The sequence below is a fragment of the Cellulomonas sp. ES6 genome (assembly GCF_030053835.1).
Lineage (GTDB): Bacteria > Actinomycetota > Actinomycetes > Actinomycetales > Cellulomonadaceae > Cellulomonas.
Genome location: NZ_CP125655.1, coordinates 294,472 through 309,279 on the forward strand (window position 1 = coordinate 294,472; position 14,808 = coordinate 309,279).

Sequence of the window (14,808 nt, forward strand, 5' to 3'; positions counted from 1 at the left end):
TGGCGTTGACCGCAGCGGCGTAGGTCGATTCGAGATGCCCACCGGTCGACGACGCCAGTGCTGCCGAGCGCACAGCGGAGAGTGCAGCCGGCGCTCACAACGGCGGAGGTGGGTGCGGCTAGCGACGTCCCATGGCACGTTGTGCCCCTGAGCTGGGAGTTGGTGGCCACGGTCGTGATGGCCTCGGCCCGCCGTGACGACCACTCGCTCACCTGCCCGCAACGGACTACTCGAGCTCACCGAGCAGAACACCTAGCCGGCCGGCCGCCGGGGACTCGCGCTCAACCGTGGCGCGCACTGGCGCACGAGCGCTGCGAGGTCTTGAGTACGACCGATCTTGATACGCAGAGGTGCCAGTAACGTTCGACGCGCGGCAGGACGTCAGACGTCGTGCCCCCACTCCCGACGCGACGGCCGCGCACCGCGCGACGACCAGAGCCACCGCCTTGAGCGCGTCGACCCGCCCCCGGACGTTCCACCTCTCCTCGACGGTCGAGCACGACCGGTGCCGAGACGCAGGGGTTGCCGTGACCGTGCCGGCACGACGCAGCGGGCCGGGACCTCGGTGACGCCGGACGTCAGGCCCGGTCTCCCCCACCGCCGCCCGGCGTCTGCTGCCGCGTCCGTCGGACGGCGGCGGCGCCGAGCGAGGTGCTCGGCTGGCCGAGGTAGGAGGCGAGCAGCACCATGAGCGACTCGAGCCCGTCCTCCGAGACGCCGTTGCGGCGCGCGAGCCCCAGGTAGACGTCGAGCCGGTCGTCCGTGACGTGCTGACCCACGAGCGCGGCGATGACGGCGATGCTCCTGTCGCGGTCCGTGAGCTCGTCGGTGCGCCATGCCGGCCCGCCGGCCGCGGCGTACGCCTCGGTGGTGAACAGCGTCCCCGACCGATCGCTCATCCGCGCCTCGATCTCCGCCTCGGGCAGACCGAGGTTGCGCGCGTACACCGCGCGCCCCCGCGCGACCCGGCTGTCGGGCGGATCGGCCGTCACAGCGACGTGCCGGGGTCGTCGGTGGTGCCGATCAGCTCGAACAGCATCGCGCGCATCGCGGCGACCTGGTCGGCGTCGAAGGGGGCGAGTGCGGCCGCCTCGGCGCGCTCGGCGTCGGCTGCGATCGCCGCGCGCACCTCGTCGCCGGCGTCGGTGAGCGCGATGACGCGGGCACGGCGGTCGCGCGGGTCGACGCGCCGTTCGACCAGGCCGGCGCGGGTCAGCCGGTCCAGCTCGCTCGTCAGCGTCGTCTTGTCGATGCCGAGGGCTCGCCCGAGCTCGATCTGGGTCAGTCCGGGCGACTTGTCGACCGCGCTGAGCACGATGTGGTCGCGCAGCGAGCAGCCGTGCGCCGCTGCTGCGGCTCCGGTGACGGCGCGCATGCGCTGCGCCGCGCGGTGCAGCAGCCACGTCATCTCCGAGTCGGGTCCCGGACCGTACGCCGACGGGTGGCCCGCGGCGCGGTCGGGCGTGGCGCTCACGGCTCGAGCCCCGGCTGGTCGTCGGCGCCGGCCGCCAGCACGGGGATCGGCGCGTACGCCGAGACGTCGTGCGACGGGACGATGTGCACCACGTCGCGCAGCGCGATGCTGCGGTCGAGCCCGGCGCGCACGACGGCGGCGTCCGTGTCGGCGACGCGCCGCAGGAGCCACGGACGCTCCGCCCCGCGTGTGATCCCGTCGAGCTGCCAGGTCAGGTCCCCGATGAACCCGTAGCGCGCGCCCGAGGGCAGGGTCACGAACACCACGACCGACCCGGGCGTGTGTCCCCCGGCCCGGGCGACGACCACCGAGCCGTCGCCGTGGACGTCGTGGCTCGCGGCGAAGCCGAGGTAGGGCGGCCCGTCGATCTCGTACTCGCGGATCTCGTGGTCGCGGGAGACGGAGCGGAACACCGCCCCGTGCGGGTCGGTGGCGCCGTAGGCCCGCTCCTCGCTGGTGAGCCAGACCGGGACGTCGAGGGAGTCGAGGCCGCTGACGTGGTCCCAGTGCACGTGCGTCACCAGCACGCCGAGCAGACGCGAGTAGTCGTACCCGGCCGCGTCGAGCTGTTCCCGGACCGTCCGGGTCCGGCGGTACGGCGCACGCTCCATGCGGGCGAGCATGCGCACGTGGTCGTCGATGCCCGCACCGAAGCCCGCGTCGACCAGCAGGTCGCCGTCCGGGTGCTGGACGAGCACCGCCGTGGCCGCGAGCTCCCGGCGGTCGCGGAGGCGTCCCCCGGTCACCGCCAGGGCGGCACGGGTCGTGTACGTCCCGGTCGGCAGCTGGTGCAGGCGCATGGTCGCGGGAGGTGTGGCGTCGGGCAGCGGCAGGGCCCAGGTGGCGACGGTCCGGGAACGAGGCATGGCGCGAACGTACGACATCAGATCATCCGAAGCAAGAGCATATCGGTGCGCCGTCGGCGTGGGGTTGACCGACGACGTGCTCACCGACCGCCGGGCAGCAGCGAGCGGTCGTCGAGGTCGATCCGGACGAGCGGGCTCCCGCTCACCCAGTCCTCGACCGCGCCGACGATCCCCTGGACTCCCCCGCGGTTGTCGGGGTGCCGGAGCTCCTCGACGATCTCGCGCAGCACCCGCTCACGCTCGACGGGGTCCGTGATGACGACCCCGGTGGCGGGCAGGTCGACCCGGACGCCGTGCTTGAGGTGCACGACGATCCGCGGGTGGGCCCGGACGTTGGCGTACCAGTGGCGGCGTGCCGGCGTCGTGGTCAGGTAGAGGTCGTCGCCCGCGCGGTAGAACCAGATCTCGATCCTGCGCGGGCGCCCGGAGCGTGCTCCGGTGGTGGTCAGGTCGATCGTGCGCGCGGCAGCACTCGACCGCCGGTCGATGGACAGCGCCGCCCTGACGGCCGCACGGTCCGGTCGGCCGTCTCGAGCGGTCCCGGGATCAGGCACGGGCGGTGGCCTCCTCCGGGAGGGCGGGACCCAGCAGCAGTCCCCCGTCGACGACGAACTCGGCGCCGGTGACGAAGCCCGCCTCGCGGGACGTCAGCCACAGCAGCATGTCGGTGACCTCGTGCGGCTCGGCCAGCCGAGGCACCGCGAAGGCGTCGGGAGAGAAGGCGTCGGCGACCACCGTCTCGGAGCCGGGCACCGGTTCGGTGACGAACGGCGTGGCGACGACCCCGGGGTGGATCGAGTTCACCCGGATCCGGTCGCGGCCCAGCTCCAGGGCGGCTGTCCGGGTCAGCCCGCGGACGGCCCACTTGGCGGCTGTGTAGGGCGCGAACAGCGCGGTGCCCACGTTCGCCATCGTCGAGGCGACGTTGACGATCGACCCGCCGCCGGCCCGCCTCAGCGACGGGGTGACCGCACGGATGCCGAGGAACGTGCCGGTCGTGTTGACCGCGAGGGCGCGCGCCCAGTCGGCCGGGTCGGTGTGCTCGATCGGCGCGGGCGGTGTCTGCAGGCCCGCGTTGTTGACCAGGACGGAGATCGGGCCGAACGCCGCCTCGACGACGGCGACCGCACTCCCCCAGTCCTCGGGCTCGGTGACGTCGAGGTGCACGTGCACGGCGCGGGCGCCGAGCTCGTCGACGAGTGCCGCGCCCGCGTCGTCCCGGCGACCCGCGACGACGACCCGCGCACCCTCGCCGTGGAAACCCCGGACGTGGGACGCGCCCATCCCGCCGGTGGCTCCCGTCACGAGGACGACCTCCCCGCTGAAGCGTTCGGTCATGGTGGTTCCCTCCCGTGAGGCGAGTCAAGTGACTCGCTGCACGCCATCGTCACCCCGCGTGTGAGGCGAGTCAAGCCACTCGCCCGCCGGTAGACTCCCGTCCCGTGCCAGGGATGTCGTCGTTCCACGAGCAGGTCGCCGCCGACAAGCGGGCCGCGATCCTCGCCGCCGCCACCGCGCTCTTCGGGACCCAGGGGTTCGCCCGCACGTCCCTGGCGCAGGTCGCCGCGGCCGCGGGAGTCTCCCGGTCCACCTTGTTCAAGCGGTTCCCGACGAAGGACTCGCTGTTCGACGCGATCGTCACCGACGTGTGGACCCCGCAGGCGCGGCCCGCCGACCTCGACCCCGCCGACCCCGAGGCGGGGCTGCGTGCTCTCGGGACGCTGTACGCCGAGCTGCTGACCCGGCCGGGGATGGCCGACCTGTTCCGCCTCGTGATCAGCGAGGCGCCGACGTCCCCCGAGCTGGGGCGCCGGCAGTTCGACCTCGGGAAGATGCCCTTCTTCGAGGAGGTGCGCGCCTACCTCGCGGCGGCCTCCCGGGCGCGGACGCTGGCCGTCGACGACCCGACGATGGCAGCCACCCAGATGCTGGGCATGATCTCGACCTTCGTGCTGTGGCCGCGGATGTTCCTCCCCGACTGGGGCCCCGACGAGGGTGAGGTCGCCCGCGCCGTCGAGGAGGCCGCGCTGACCATGTCCGCTCGCTACGGGAACCGCTAGCGCCGACCCGCAGGTCGCGGGCTGCGCGGCGTCACGACCGTCCGCGCCCGCAGCAGCCACCACAGCGCCGCCGCGACGAGGACCGCGGCCGCGGACGCCGCCAGGCCGGCCTTCGCGGCCCCGGAGAGCACGCCCTCGGGCCCCGAGCCGGCCTCGGCCGTGCCGCCGAGCACCGCCCCGATGACGCCTGTGACGACCAGTGCGGTCACGACCGCGATGCGGGCCCGATCGAGCCGCAGCCGGCCTCCCCCGCGGTGCCACGCCGTGACGGCTCGCGCGGCCCAGACGGCCAGGACCAGCAGCCCGACGACCGTGCTCAGGTGCTGCAGGACCCGGCCGGCGGGCACGTCGCCGACCAGCGGCTCCCGGAACCACGACACGTTCCGCACGATCACGCCGTCCCCGTGCGTGAAGGCGTCCCACACCACGTGGGTGAGCACCCCCAGCAGCAGCGAGACGGCGACCCAGGCGACCCGGACGGCGGTCCCGGAGCGGGGCGTGCCCTCTCCCGCCGGGCGGGTGTCCGGTCGGAGCACCGTGCGCGCGGGCTCCCGGACGAGCAGCCACAGCCCGAGCAGGACCGCCGCGGTCGGCACCGCCACCGTCAGCGCCCCGGGCCAGCTGTGCGTGGTCGTGGCGTTGACGACGGGCTCGTACCAGGCGTCGGCCGATCTGCGCAGCGGCAGGAAGTAGGGCACGTCGGGGCTCAGCGCGCCGGCGACGAGGGCTGCGGGGACGAGCGGACGGCGGGCCAGCGGGAGGACGGCGGCGGGATGGGCGAGCGTGAACGGCACCGGGCCATGGTGGTGGCCGGCGCGAGGTGCCGTCGTCCACCCGCAGTCGGACCCGCAGTCGGACCCGGGGCCGGCCGAGGTGGGCGGTGACGCCGCTCGGGCCAGGGCGTCGCCGGGGCGCGGTGCTCCTGCGCTGTCGTCGGGATCCCGGTGTTGACAGGTTTGACAGGTACCCATAGATTCGGTCCAGCGGGTACCTGTAGATCTGGTACCCATCGAACATCGGGAGCTCTCGTGACCCAGGACCTCAGGGTGAAGCTCGTGCGCCTCATGTGGTTGACGAACCACCACCGCGCGCGGTCGTTCCGTGGGCGCGGCCCGCTGGCGGACAGGACGCGCGGGCAGGGGCGTCTGCTCGCCGCGCTGAAGCTGAAGGACAACATCCCGACCAGGGACCTCGCCGCCGTGCTCGGGATGTCCACGGCCTCGCTCAACGAGCTGATCGGCAAGATGGTCAAGGCCGGCTACGTCACGCGCGCTCAGTCGCCGGACGACGGCCGCGTCATGCTGGTCACCCTCACGGACGCGGGTCGCTCCGTCGAGCAGGGTGAGTCCCCGGACGACACCGACATCTTCGCGTGCCTGACGGACGAGGAGCAGCAGACCCTGTCGGGCTACCTCGACCGGCTGATCGCGGCGCTGTCCGAGCGCATGGGCCTCGACCCGGAGCACGACGACTTCGCCCTCGCCATGGAGGAGCGCATGCGTCGCCTCGAGGAGATGGGCGCGTTCGACCGTCGCGGCGGTCCCGTCTTCGGTCCCGGGTCGCGTCCGGCGGGGTTCGGTCCCCGCGGCGGCCGCGGACCCTGGGGCGGCCACGGGGACCGGTTCCCGGGCCGCGGCGCCCGGCGCGGTGCCGACGGCGGCCGCCCCGACCGTCCGGACGGCGGTCACCCGCGCTCCACCGACGGCCGGTAGGCCGGCGCGCGCCGGCGTCGTCGCACGCCGGCGCTCCACCGAGGGTGGCCCCCGCCCGGGCGCCGCCCCGCCCCGTCATGCCCTCCGACCCCGAATCGCAGGTCCCCCGTGTCCGCACTCACCCAGCCCGTGCCCACCGCAGCGCCGGCGCGCACCTACCCCTCGCTCCGCGCCGCCTGGATCCCCCTGGCCGCCCTGTGCCTGGCGTTCTTCGTCGAGATGGTCGACAACACGCTCCTGTCGATCGCGCTGCCGACGATCGGCCGCGACCTCGGCGCCGGCACGACGGCGCTCCAGTGGGTCACCGGCGCCTACTCGCTGACCTTCGGCGGCCTGCTGCTCACCGCAGGGTCGATCGCCGACCGCTTCGGGCGCCGCCGGGTCCTCGACGTCGGACTCGTCGCCTTCGGCCTGACCAGCCTGCTCGTCGTCCTCGTCGACTCGGCCGGCCAGCTCATCCTGCTGCGCGCCGCCCTCGGCATCGCGGCGGCCGCCATGGCGCCGATCACGAACTCCCTGGTGTTCCGGCTGTTCGACGACGAGACGGTCCGGATGCGGGCGGTCACCGTGATGATCGTCGTGGGGATGTCCGGGTTCGTCCTCGGCCCGCTGCTCGGAGGCACGACCCTGGTCCACGTGCGGTGGGAGTGGCTCCTGGTCGTCAACGCCCCGATCGCGCTGATCGCCGCGATCGGGATCCGGCTCGGCGTCCCCGCGGACGACCCGGCCGGCCTGACCCGGACGAGGCTCGACCTCCCGGGCGCGCTGCTGTCCGTCGCCGCCATCGGGCTGACCATGGAGACGCTGACCGTGGGCGTGGGCGACGGCTGGCTCGCGCCGACCACCCTGGCGTGCGCGGCCGGGGCGGTCGCGGCCGTCGTGGGCTTCGTGTGGCGCGAGCGCAGCGCCCGCGCGCCGATGCTCGACCTCGCGCTGTTCCGCTCCGGCACCGTGCGGGGCTCGGCGGTCGTCCAGGTGGCGTCGTCCGTCGCCATGGCGGGCGTCATGTTCGGCCTGATCCTGCACTTCCAGTACGCGCTCGGCTGGAGCCCGCTCCAGGCGGGACTGGCCAACCTGCCGATGGTCGTCGCGATGATCGGCGGGACGCCGGTGTCCGAGGGGCTGATCCGGCGCTACGGCCACCGCACGGCCTGCACGATCGGGGTCGGGTTCCTCGCGACCGGTCTCGGTGGTCTCGCGTGGGCCGTCGGCAGCGGCCTGGGCTACCTCCCCGTCGCGGTCTCGGTGCTCGGCCTCTCGCTCGGCCTGCGGACGCTCATGACCACCTGCGCCGTGGCGCTGATGGCCGCCGTGCCCGAGGACCGCACGTCCCTCGGCGCGGCGCTGAACGACACGACCCAGGAGATCGGGACCTCGTTCGGCACCGCCCTGACCGGCACCCTCATCGCCGCACTCGTCACCACCGTGCTCCCCGACGGCGACTGGCCCGCGGCGCTGGTCGACTCGTTCTTCCGCGGCGAGCGCGTCACGTACCTGGTCCTCGCCGTCGTCGTGGCCGTCATCGGCCTGCTCGGCGCACGGTCCCTGACGAGCTCGCGCAGCGCCGACGAGCACTGAGCGGGTGCCGCTCCTGATCGCACCGGACGGCGATGATCGGGTCGTGCGGCGTCCGCACGCGCCAGAGTCGTCGGCGGAAGGGAGCACCGTGATCACCTCGCTCAACCGGCTCGTGGACCTCGTCGAGGCCGACCTCGCCGAGGAGCTCGACGTCGCCCGCCTCGCGCGTGCCGTCGGGACCACCGAGTACCACCTGCGGCGCATGTTCTCGTCGCTGGCGGGCATGCCGCTCTCGGAGTACGTGCGCCGCCGGCGGATGACCGTGGCCGCGGCGGACGTCGTGGGCCGGTCCGAGGACCTGCTGGGCATCGCCGTGCGCTACGGCTACGGGTCGGCCGAGGCGTTCGGCCGGGCGTTCCAGGCCGTGCACGGCATCAGCCCGGGCCGGGCGCGACGTGACGGTGGCCCCTTCCGCAGCCAGCCTCGCCTGAGGTTCCGCCTGACCGTCGAAGGAGCATCACCCATGGACGTCCGCATCGACTCCCGCCCCGCGTTCCGCCTGGTGGGGCACGCCACCCGTGTCCCCCTCGTGCACGAGGGCGTCAACCCTGCGATCCAGCGGCACGTCGCGTCGCTGGCCCCGCAGGAGCACCAGCGTCTCAAGGCCCTCGGCGACACCGAGCCGCGCGGTCTGCTCGCCGTGAGCGCCGACCTCGACCCCGACCGCCGGGAGGGCACGGAGCTGACCTACCTGCACGGCGTGGCCGTGTCGGACGAGGTGGACGTGCCCGCCGACCTCGACGTGCTCCCCGTGCCGGCCGGGGCGTGGGCGGTGTTCCGGGCTTCCGGCTCCTACCCGGCGACGCTGCAGGACCTCTGGGCCGCCACGGCGACCGAGTGGTTCCCGTCGAACCCGTGGCGCCTGCGGCCGGGGCCCGAGCTGGTCGCGGTGCTCGACCGCGCCGACGACTTCAGCACGGCGACCGTCGAGCTCTGGCTGCCCGTCGAGGCCGCCTGACGGGTCGTCGCACCGGAGCCCGCGGCCCCCGCGCGAGCCGCGGGCTCCGGAGCGCCTCGGGCACGTCGAGCGGCTCCACGTCCTCGGCGAGCCCATCGTGCACGCCGGCCACCGGTATCCCGGCCCGGCTCGCGCAGCTCGTGAGCGTGCTCGACGCGACGATCCGGGCGCGCGGCTGACCGTCCGGCCGGCCCTGCGGCCGGCCGGCGTACTGCGCCCGCAGTACCCGCCTACGCCGGTGGGCTGATCTCGGCCCCGGAGCAGGGCGTGGGCGTGACGGCCGCGTCGGGGTCGTGGATGCTGGACGCAGCCGGCCGCTCCACGACGATCGGCTCGACCACGACGGAAGGGGGCTGATGGAGCCCGCCGACCGTCCGTCCCCTCCGGCGCGCGCGGGTACCGGCGGCCGCCTCCCTGGCCTCGCGCTCCCCCGCCCCGGGCTCCGGCGGCCCGGCGACGAGGACCTGTGGGACGGCGTGCTGGACGTCGCCCTGCTGGTCGCCGTGGTCGTCCGCGGGGCGCTCCTCGTCCGGGACGGCCGCGTCGCGGAGGTCGTCGTCCTGGCAGCCGTCGCGGTGGTGCTGGCGCTGCGACGCCGCCACCTGCGGGTCGCCACCGGCGTGGTGTGCATGCTGTCGGTCGTCGCCGCGGCGCTCGGCGCGGACCCGACCGTGTACGCGGTGCTCACCTGCGCGGCGCTGTTCAGTGCGGCGATGCACGTCCGCGGCCGCTCGGTCCCGGCGCTGGCGGTCGTCGTGCTCGTCGTGCAGTCGCTCACGATCGCCGCGGCGGGCGACGGGACGACGCTCCTGGTGTCGTTCCTGACCGTCACCACGTGGACGGCGCTGGCGCTCGTGCTCGGCTCCGCGGTGCGTGCGAACCTCGACTACGTGCTCGCCCTGGAGCACGAGGCGGCGGCGGTCCGCGCCGCCCGTGCCAGCGAGACGGCCCGGCACATCACGGACGAGCGGCTGCGCATCGCACGCGACCTGCACGACGCGGTGGCGCACTCGATCGCCGCGATCAACGTGCAGGCGGGTGCCGCGGAACGGCACCTGCGCACGGACCCGGGCCGCGCCGAGGAGTCCCTGCAGCAGGTGCGAGGCGCGAGCCGGGCGGTGCTGCTGGAGCTGCGCGACATCGTCGCGGTGCTCCGGTCGGGCGCGCCCGCGGACGACCCGGTGACGGGGCGCGCCTCGGCGTCCGGGGTGCCGGCGCTGCTCGCCGAGGCGGCGGCGCGCGGTGACGAGGTGGTGGCGGACGTCGACGTCGACCTGGACGGGCTCGACCCGGCGGTGGGCGCGGCGCTCTACCGCGTCGTGCAGGAGGCGCTGACCAACGCGCACCGTCACGGTGCCGGGGGCGTCACGGTGGCTGTCGCCGACGAGGGCGACGCCGTCGCCGTCCACGTGAGCAACCCGGTGGCCGACCTGCGGAGCCGGCGGGCCGCCGGCTACGGCCTGGTCGGCATGCGCGAGCGCGTCGAGCAGGCCGGCGGGTCGCTGGAGCTCCGCGCGGACGCCGGCTCGTTCTCCGTGCACGCCTGGCTCCCGCGGACCCGGCACGCGGTGCGGCGCGCCGACGCGACCGAGCCGGACGCGACGTGGTGACGCGGGTCCTCCTGGTGGACGACCAGGCGATGATGCGTACGGGCCTGCGCGCGATCCTGGACGGCTCGGACGGGATCGTGGTCGTCGGCGAGGCGACCGACGGCGCGGACGCGGTGCGTCAGGCGGTCGACCTGCGCCCCGACGTCGTGCTGATGGACCTGCAGATGCCCGGGCTCCACGGCGTGGAGGCCACCCGTCGCCTGCGGCGGGACTCCCGGCTGCGGGACACCCGCGTGCTGGTGCTGACGACGTTCGACGGGGACGCCGAGACCGTCGCCGCGCTCCGTGCCGGCGCCTCGGGGTTCCTGGGCAAGAGCGCGGGACCCGACGAGCTCGTCGAGGCCGTCCTCGCGGTCGCGGGCGGGCGCGCGGCCCTGTCGGCCCACGCCCTGAGCGTCGTGGTCGAGGACGCCTCCGGGCGGCAGGCGCGCGACACGCAGGACGAGGACCTCGCGCGCAGGATCGCCACGCTGACCGCGCGGGAACGCGACGTGGTGGCCGCGGCCGCCCAGGGCGCGGACAACCGGCAGATCGCCGCGCAGCTGTTCATCTCGCCCTTCACCGTCAAGACGCACCTCAACCGCGCCATGACGAAGCTGGGCGCGCGGGACCGGGCGCAGGTGGTCGTGCTCGCCCACCGCGCGGGGATGGCGTAGCGGCGCCGCTGCGCCCGCGGCCGGTCCGGGACCTCCTGCCCCCCCGGGTGCCGGGGCGCGCACGGAGGTGGGCCGGGGGCTGTAACGCCCGGACGCCTGCCGGACACGTCGGAGGTGGAAGGCTCCCCGACGTGGAAGGGCGACGATGACACCGGACGAGCGGTTCGCCGCACTGTTCGAACGCACGCACCGGCCGCTGCTCGCGTACGCGCTGCGGCGGGTCAGCGACCCGGCCGACGCCGCCGACGTGGTCGCCGAGACGTTCCTCGTGGCGTGGCGGCGGCTGGACGACGTCCCGGCCGGCGAGGCGGCGCGCCCGTGGCTGTTCGGGGTCGCCCGGCGGGTGCTCGCCAACCACTACCGCGGCGAGCGGCGGCGGGACGCCCTGGCGGACCGGCTGCGCGACCAGCTCACGGAGGTGGTCCCGCAGCCCGCGGAGCCGGAGCCCCCCGGCGCTGGCGGCCATGCGGCGCCTGCCTGACGCGGACCAGGAGGTGCTGCGCCTGCTCGCGTGGGAGGAGCTGGCGCACGACGAGATCGCCCAGGTGCTGGGGGTGTCGCGGGCGGCGGTGCGCGTGCGGCTCCACCGCGCCCGGCGTCGGCTGCGGGAGCAGATGGACCTGGTGACCGACCTGCGTCGGGACGAGCGGGCCGCCGACGGCGGCGAACCAGGTCCCCCGGACGGCCGGGCGCGCGGCGCCCGGCTCGCCACCACCGTCCGACCCAGCACCGAGGAGGCGTGATGCAGCACGACGGCACGAGCACGGACGACCTGGTGACGGCCCTGCGCGCGGCGGACCCGCTGGCGCGCGCCGACCTGGATCGTGTGGACCCCGATGCGCTGCTCGCCCTGCGCACCGCCGTGCTGGCCTCGGGGGCCCGGCCCGCGGTGCGCGGCCCCCGCCGGTGGGCCCGGCGCGCGGCCGCCGTCGGCGGCGCCCTGGCGCTGCTGGTGGGAGGAGGCGCGGCCTACGCCGGTTACCAGGACTGGTACGGCTCCGACGGGGGCGCCGACGGCATCACCTGCTCGCTCGACTACGGGCCGCTCGGGGAGACCGGGGAGCTCACGAGCGGCGGGCCGGCGCTCACCGGGGACCCGGTCGCCGACTGCGCCCGCTACCAGGAGCTCGCCGGGCTGCCGCCCATCGAGGACCCGGTGGCGTTCCGGGACGCCTGGCACCCGGTGGTCGTCGTGCCGCGCGACCGCGTGCCCGACGGCGCCGAGCTCCTGGACCCGGCCGGCCCGGCGGACCTGGCGGCGCAGGAGCTGGAGTCGTCGGTCCACGACCTGGTGGACGGGCCCGTCACGGGGTGCCTGGACCCGGCGGCGGCCGCGGCGGCGGCGCAGGCGGAGCTGGACCGCCTGTCCCTCGGGGACTGGGAGGTCGACGTGGACGAGGACGCCGGGACGGGCGCGTGCGCCGGCGTCGTCGTCGACGCGGGCGGGCGGCGGCTGACCGTGGTGGCGACCGGCCCCGTCGAGTCGCTGGAGACGCTGGTCGCGCGCGGCGACGTGGTGCCCGAGGTCCTGGAGCTGCGCGACGAGCTCCGGACGGGCATCGCGGACACCTGCCTCGACCTCACGGAGGCCGAGGCGGTCGTGGCCCAGGCGCTCGGGACCGCGCACCACTGGCCGACCAGCGCCGTCGAGGATCCCGCGGCGGCGTGCACCCGGGTCGACCTGGAGGTGGGCGGGAGCATCCAGGTGACGCTCCGCGGGCCGCGGCCGGCGGCCGGCTGACGGGGCGGCGTCGCCGGGGCGCGGGTCTCCCGGCGATGCCGGCCCGGCGGCAGGTGGCGCGCCGGCGTGGCGTCACGCCCGCACGATGCTCGCCAGCATGAGGTGCACCCACCGGGAGCGGCGCTCGTCGCGGGGGGCGCTGGCGAGCAGCAGGTAGATGTCGTCGGCGCCGATGTCCGCCCGGATCTGGTCGCGGTCCCGGCCGGCGGCCAGCAGACCCTCGATCGCACGCGTCATGGTCGACATCGCGGGCGTGGCGTGGCTGTCGTGACCGAGGAGGACCGCCGCCTCCTTGAGCGCGTGCAGCCGCCGCTCCGCCCCGGCGCCGTCGGCGAGCAGGGCCTCGAGCACCTCCCCCGCCGGTGCGCCGGACCGGATGCTGCTCGCCGCGGCGTCGATCTCGTCCGTCACCTCCACGAGCGTCTCCCCGAGCGCCGCCACGACGAGGTCGCGCTTGTTCGGGAAGTGCCGGTACAGCGTGCCCACGGCGAGGCCGGCCGCTGCGGCGATCTCGTCCATCCCCACGGCCGTGCCGCGCTCGGCCAGCAGCGCGCGCGCGACGTCGAGGATGCGGGCCCGGTTGCGTACCGCATTCGCTCGTCGGGGGACCTCGGCCATGGACGCTCCTCCTCCGCGGACGGCTTAAGTGAACTGTGGTTCACTCTACGCCATGGACACCCACCAGGTAGCACTCGTGACCGGAGCGACCTCCGGCATCGGCGCGGCGACCGCCCGCGCCCTCCACGCGCAGGGCTGGACCGTGTACGGCTCCGGCCGGCGGGTGGAACGCCTCGCCGCGCTCGCGGACGAGGGGGTCGGGCCCCTCCCGATGGACCTGACCGACGACGCGACGCTCGCGGCCGCGGTCGACCGCGTGCTCGCGGAGACCGGCCGGATCGACCTGCTCGTCAACAACGCGGGCTACGGCTCGCTCGGTTCGCTCGAGGAGACGCCGCTCGACGAGGGCCGCCGCCAGTTCGACGTGAACGTGTTCGGCGCCGCGCGGCTGATCCAGCTCGTCGTGCCGCACATGCGCGACGCCGGCCGTGGCCGCATCGTCAACGTGACGTCCGGGGGCGGCAAGGCGCACACGCCGCTGGGCTCGTGGTACCACGGCACGAAGTTCGCGCTGGAGGCGATCAGCGACTGCCTGCGCATCGAGCTCGCGCCGTTCGGGATCGACGTCGTCGTGGTGGAGCCGGGGCCGACGGACACCGAGTGGGGCGGGATCGCCGCGCACCTGCTGCGCGAGACGTCGGGCTCCGGGCCCTACGCCAGGCTGGCCGTCCCGCTCGCCGCCGGGTACGACCACACCGGGACCGCCCGCCTGACGCCCTCGGCGACGGTCGCCCGGGTCATCACGACGGCCGCGACCGCCCGGAGGCCGCGCACCCGCTACGCGATTGGCGCCGCCCGGGCGGCCGTCCTGGCCCGGCGCTGGCTCGGGGACCGCGCGTACGACCGGCTCATCGTGCGCGTCAGCGGGCTGCCGCGGGCACGGCGGTGACGTCGGGCGGCGAGGTCGTCACGGCGGCGGCGCCGACGGCACGCGCACGGGCGGCGTAACGCCCCGATGTGCCCCGACACCGTTACGCACGGTAGCCTCGCCGCGTGCACGACGACACCGTCTCCGCGCTCCTCGCCGTCGCGGCGACGCGCCCCGAGGGCCCGTGGCCGGACCAGCTGGACGTCGACGCCTTCCGCTCGCTGCTGTCCCCGGTCGCGCCCACGGCGGCCCGCCTCGTGGACGACGGCGCCGCCCGCGCGGTCCGCGACGTCCTCGGTGCCGTCCTGCTGGACGGCACCGACGACGACGCGCTGTCCCTCCTGGACGGGCTCGCGCGGACCCACCGGATCACCCCGTCGGCCGACCGCTCCGGCGTGCGCTTCACCTCGCTCGGCGCGGACCCCGCGGGTCCCGTCTGGGCCGAGGTGCTGGTGCCGCTGATGGAGGCGGTCGCGGGCGGGTGCCGTCGCAGGATCCGCCGGTGCGCCAGCGACCCGTGCACCACGCCGTTCCTCGACGGGTCCCCGGGTGGGACCCGCACGTTCTGCTGCGACCGGTGCGCGACCCGCGACCGGGTGCGCCGGCACCGCGCCGACCGCCGTGGATGACGTGCCCGGCTCCCACCCGGGACCCGCGCAGCCGACCG

At 75.5% G+C, this 14,808-nt stretch carries 18 protein-coding genes; 11 read left to right on the top strand and 7 right to left on the bottom strand.

Going from position 1 to position 14,808, the window contains the following annotated elements:
• Nucleotides 1-578: 578 nt before the first annotated feature.
• The 5 genes from P9841_RS01430 to P9841_RS01450 form a co-directional block, all read right to left on the bottom strand.
• On the bottom strand, nt 579-992 hold the full coding sequence (locus tag P9841_RS01430; protein ID WP_283320349.1) for a carboxymuconolactone decarboxylase family protein: 414 nt from the start codon (nt 990-992) through the stop codon (nt 579-581).
• Entirely contained in the window at nt 989-1,474 is a 486-nt protein-coding gene (locus tag P9841_RS01435; RefSeq protein ID WP_283320350.1) for a MarR family winged helix-turn-helix transcriptional regulator, read from the bottom strand. The genes P9841_RS01430 and P9841_RS01435 overlap by 4 nt, the downstream gene beginning before the upstream one ends.
• Nucleotides 1,471-2,340 (bottom strand): MBL fold metallo-hydrolase, encoded by an 870-nt coding sequence (locus P9841_RS01440; RefSeq protein ID WP_283320351.1) that lies wholly within the window; start codon nt 2,338-2,340, stop codon nt 1,471-1,473. The genes P9841_RS01435 and P9841_RS01440 overlap by 4 nt, the downstream gene beginning before the upstream one ends.
• Nucleotides 2,341-2,420: 80 nt before the next feature.
• On the bottom strand, nt 2,421-2,894 hold the full coding sequence (locus P9841_RS01445) for a nitroreductase/quinone reductase family protein (protein ID WP_283320352.1): 474 nt from the start codon (nt 2,892-2,894) through the stop codon (nt 2,421-2,423).
• Nucleotides 2,887-3,678 carry an SDR family oxidoreductase gene (locus P9841_RS01450; RefSeq protein WP_283320353.1) on the bottom strand — a complete coding sequence of 264 codons (792 nt, stop codon included), beginning with the start codon at nt 3,676-3,678 and terminating at the stop codon, nt 2,887-2,889. Before P9841_RS01450 ends, P9841_RS01445 begins: the two co-directional genes overlap by 8 nt.
• Nucleotides 3,679-3,791: 113 nt before the next feature.
• Here P9841_RS01450 and P9841_RS01455 point away from each other — a divergent pair, with 113 nt between their 5' ends.
• The gene (locus P9841_RS01455; RefSeq protein WP_283321822.1) at nt 3,792-4,400 is read left to right on the top strand and encodes a TetR/AcrR family transcriptional regulator; all 609 of its coding nucleotides are present in this window, start codon (nt 3,792-3,794) and stop codon (nt 4,398-4,400) included.
• On the opposite strand, the gene P9841_RS01460 is transcribed toward P9841_RS01455, so the two are convergent.
• On the bottom strand, nt 4,397-5,194 hold the full coding sequence (locus tag P9841_RS01460; protein ID WP_283320354.1) for a DUF4184 family protein: 798 nt from the start codon (nt 5,192-5,194) through the stop codon (nt 4,397-4,399). The two genes, P9841_RS01455 and P9841_RS01460, sit on opposite strands and share 4 nt — an antisense overlap.
• Nucleotides 5,195-5,428: 234 nt before the next feature.
• Between P9841_RS01460 and P9841_RS01465 the strand changes: the two genes are divergently transcribed.
• The 8 genes from P9841_RS01465 (at nt 5,429) to P9841_RS01500 (ending at nt 12,655) form a co-directional block, all read left to right on the top strand.
• A complete protein-coding gene (locus tag P9841_RS01465; RefSeq protein WP_283320355.1) occupies nt 5,429-6,112 on the top strand; it encodes a MarR family winged helix-turn-helix transcriptional regulator in 684 nt (227 codons plus the stop codon).
• 108 nt (nt 6,113-6,220) lie between these two features.
• Complete coding sequence (locus P9841_RS01470; RefSeq protein ID WP_283320356.1) at nt 6,221-7,690, top strand: MFS transporter; 1,470 nt, start codon at nt 6,221-6,223, stop codon at nt 7,688-7,690.
• Nucleotides 7,691-7,778: 88 nt separating this feature from the next.
• On the top strand, nt 7,779-8,648 hold the full coding sequence (locus P9841_RS01475) for an AraC family transcriptional regulator (protein WP_283320357.1): 870 nt from the start codon (nt 7,779-7,781) through the stop codon (nt 8,646-8,648).
• 356 nt (nt 8,649-9,004) lie between these two features.
• On the top strand, nt 9,005-10,258 hold the full coding sequence (locus P9841_RS01480; protein WP_283320358.1) for a sensor histidine kinase: 1,254 nt from the start codon (nt 9,005-9,007) through the stop codon (nt 10,256-10,258).
• Nucleotides 10,252-10,914 carry a response regulator gene (locus P9841_RS01485; RefSeq protein WP_283320359.1) on the top strand — a complete coding sequence of 221 codons (663 nt, stop codon included), beginning with the start codon at nt 10,252-10,254 and terminating at the stop codon, nt 10,912-10,914. Before P9841_RS01480 ends, P9841_RS01485 begins: the two co-directional genes overlap by 7 nt.
• Nucleotides 10,915-11,059: 145 nt before the next feature.
• Nucleotides 11,060-11,395 (top strand): RNA polymerase sigma factor, encoded by a 336-nt coding sequence (locus P9841_RS01490; RefSeq protein WP_283320360.1) that lies wholly within the window; start codon nt 11,060-11,062, stop codon nt 11,393-11,395.
• Nucleotides 11,379-11,657, top strand: coding sequence for a sigma-70 family RNA polymerase sigma factor (locus P9841_RS01495; RefSeq protein ID WP_283320361.1), 279 nt, complete (start codon nt 11,379-11,381; stop codon nt 11,655-11,657). The genes P9841_RS01490 and P9841_RS01495 overlap by 17 nt, the downstream gene beginning before the upstream one ends.
• Entirely contained in the window at nt 11,657-12,655 is a 999-nt protein-coding gene (locus P9841_RS01500) for a hypothetical protein (RefSeq protein ID WP_283320362.1), read from the top strand. Before P9841_RS01495 ends, P9841_RS01500 begins: the two co-directional genes overlap by 1 nt.
• 72 nt (nt 12,656-12,727) lie before the next feature.
• Here P9841_RS01500 and P9841_RS01505 read toward each other — a convergent pair whose 3' ends face one another.
• Nucleotides 12,728-13,273: a TetR/AcrR family transcriptional regulator gene (locus P9841_RS01505; protein WP_283320363.1), complete on the bottom strand. Its 546-nt coding sequence runs from the start codon at nt 13,271-13,273 to the stop codon at nt 12,728-12,730.
• A gap of 52 nt (nt 13,274-13,325) precedes the next feature.
• On the opposite strand from P9841_RS01505, the gene P9841_RS01510 reads away from it, so the two are divergent.
• Together P9841_RS01510 and P9841_RS01515 are read left to right on the top strand one after the other, a co-directional pair.
• Nucleotides 13,326-14,162, top strand: a complete 837-nt coding sequence (locus P9841_RS01510; RefSeq protein WP_283320364.1) for an oxidoreductase — start codon at nt 13,326-13,328, stop codon at nt 14,160-14,162.
• A gap of 104 nt (nt 14,163-14,266) precedes the next feature.
• Nucleotides 14,267-14,770 (top strand): CGNR zinc finger domain-containing protein, encoded by a 504-nt coding sequence (locus tag P9841_RS01515; RefSeq protein ID WP_283320365.1) that lies wholly within the window; start codon nt 14,267-14,269, stop codon nt 14,768-14,770.
• Nucleotides 14,771-14,808: the final 38 nt, after the last annotated feature.

Coding starts and splice junctions, on each gene's coding strand:
- P9841_RS01495 (WP_283320361.1), top strand. CDS start 11,379: ATGCGGCGCCTGCCTGACGCGGACCAGGAGGTGCTGCGCCTGCTCGCG.
- P9841_RS01510 (WP_283320364.1), top strand. CDS start 13,326: ATGGACACCCACCAGGTAGCACTCGTGACCGGAGCGACCTCCGGCATC.
- P9841_RS01505 (WP_283320363.1), bottom strand. CDS start 13,273: ATGGCCGAGGTCCCCCGACGAGCGAATGCGGTACGCAACCGGGCCCGC.
- P9841_RS01480 (WP_283320358.1), top strand. CDS start 9,005: ATGGAGCCCGCCGACCGTCCGTCCCCTCCGGCGCGCGCGGGTACCGGC.
- P9841_RS01455 (WP_283321822.1), top strand. CDS start 3,792: ATGTCGTCGTTCCACGAGCAGGTCGCCGCCGACAAGCGGGCCGCGATC.
- P9841_RS01450 (WP_283320353.1), bottom strand. CDS start 3,678: ATGACCGAACGCTTCAGCGGGGAGGTCGTCCTCGTGACGGGAGCCACC.
- P9841_RS01500 (WP_283320362.1), top strand. CDS start 11,657: ATGCAGCACGACGGCACGAGCACGGACGACCTGGTGACGGCCCTGCGC.
- P9841_RS01490 (WP_283320360.1), top strand. CDS start 11,060: ATGACACCGGACGAGCGGTTCGCCGCACTGTTCGAACGCACGCACCGG.
- P9841_RS01440 (WP_283320351.1), bottom strand. CDS start 2,340: ATGCCTCGTTCCCGGACCGTCGCCACCTGGGCCCTGCCGCTGCCCGAC.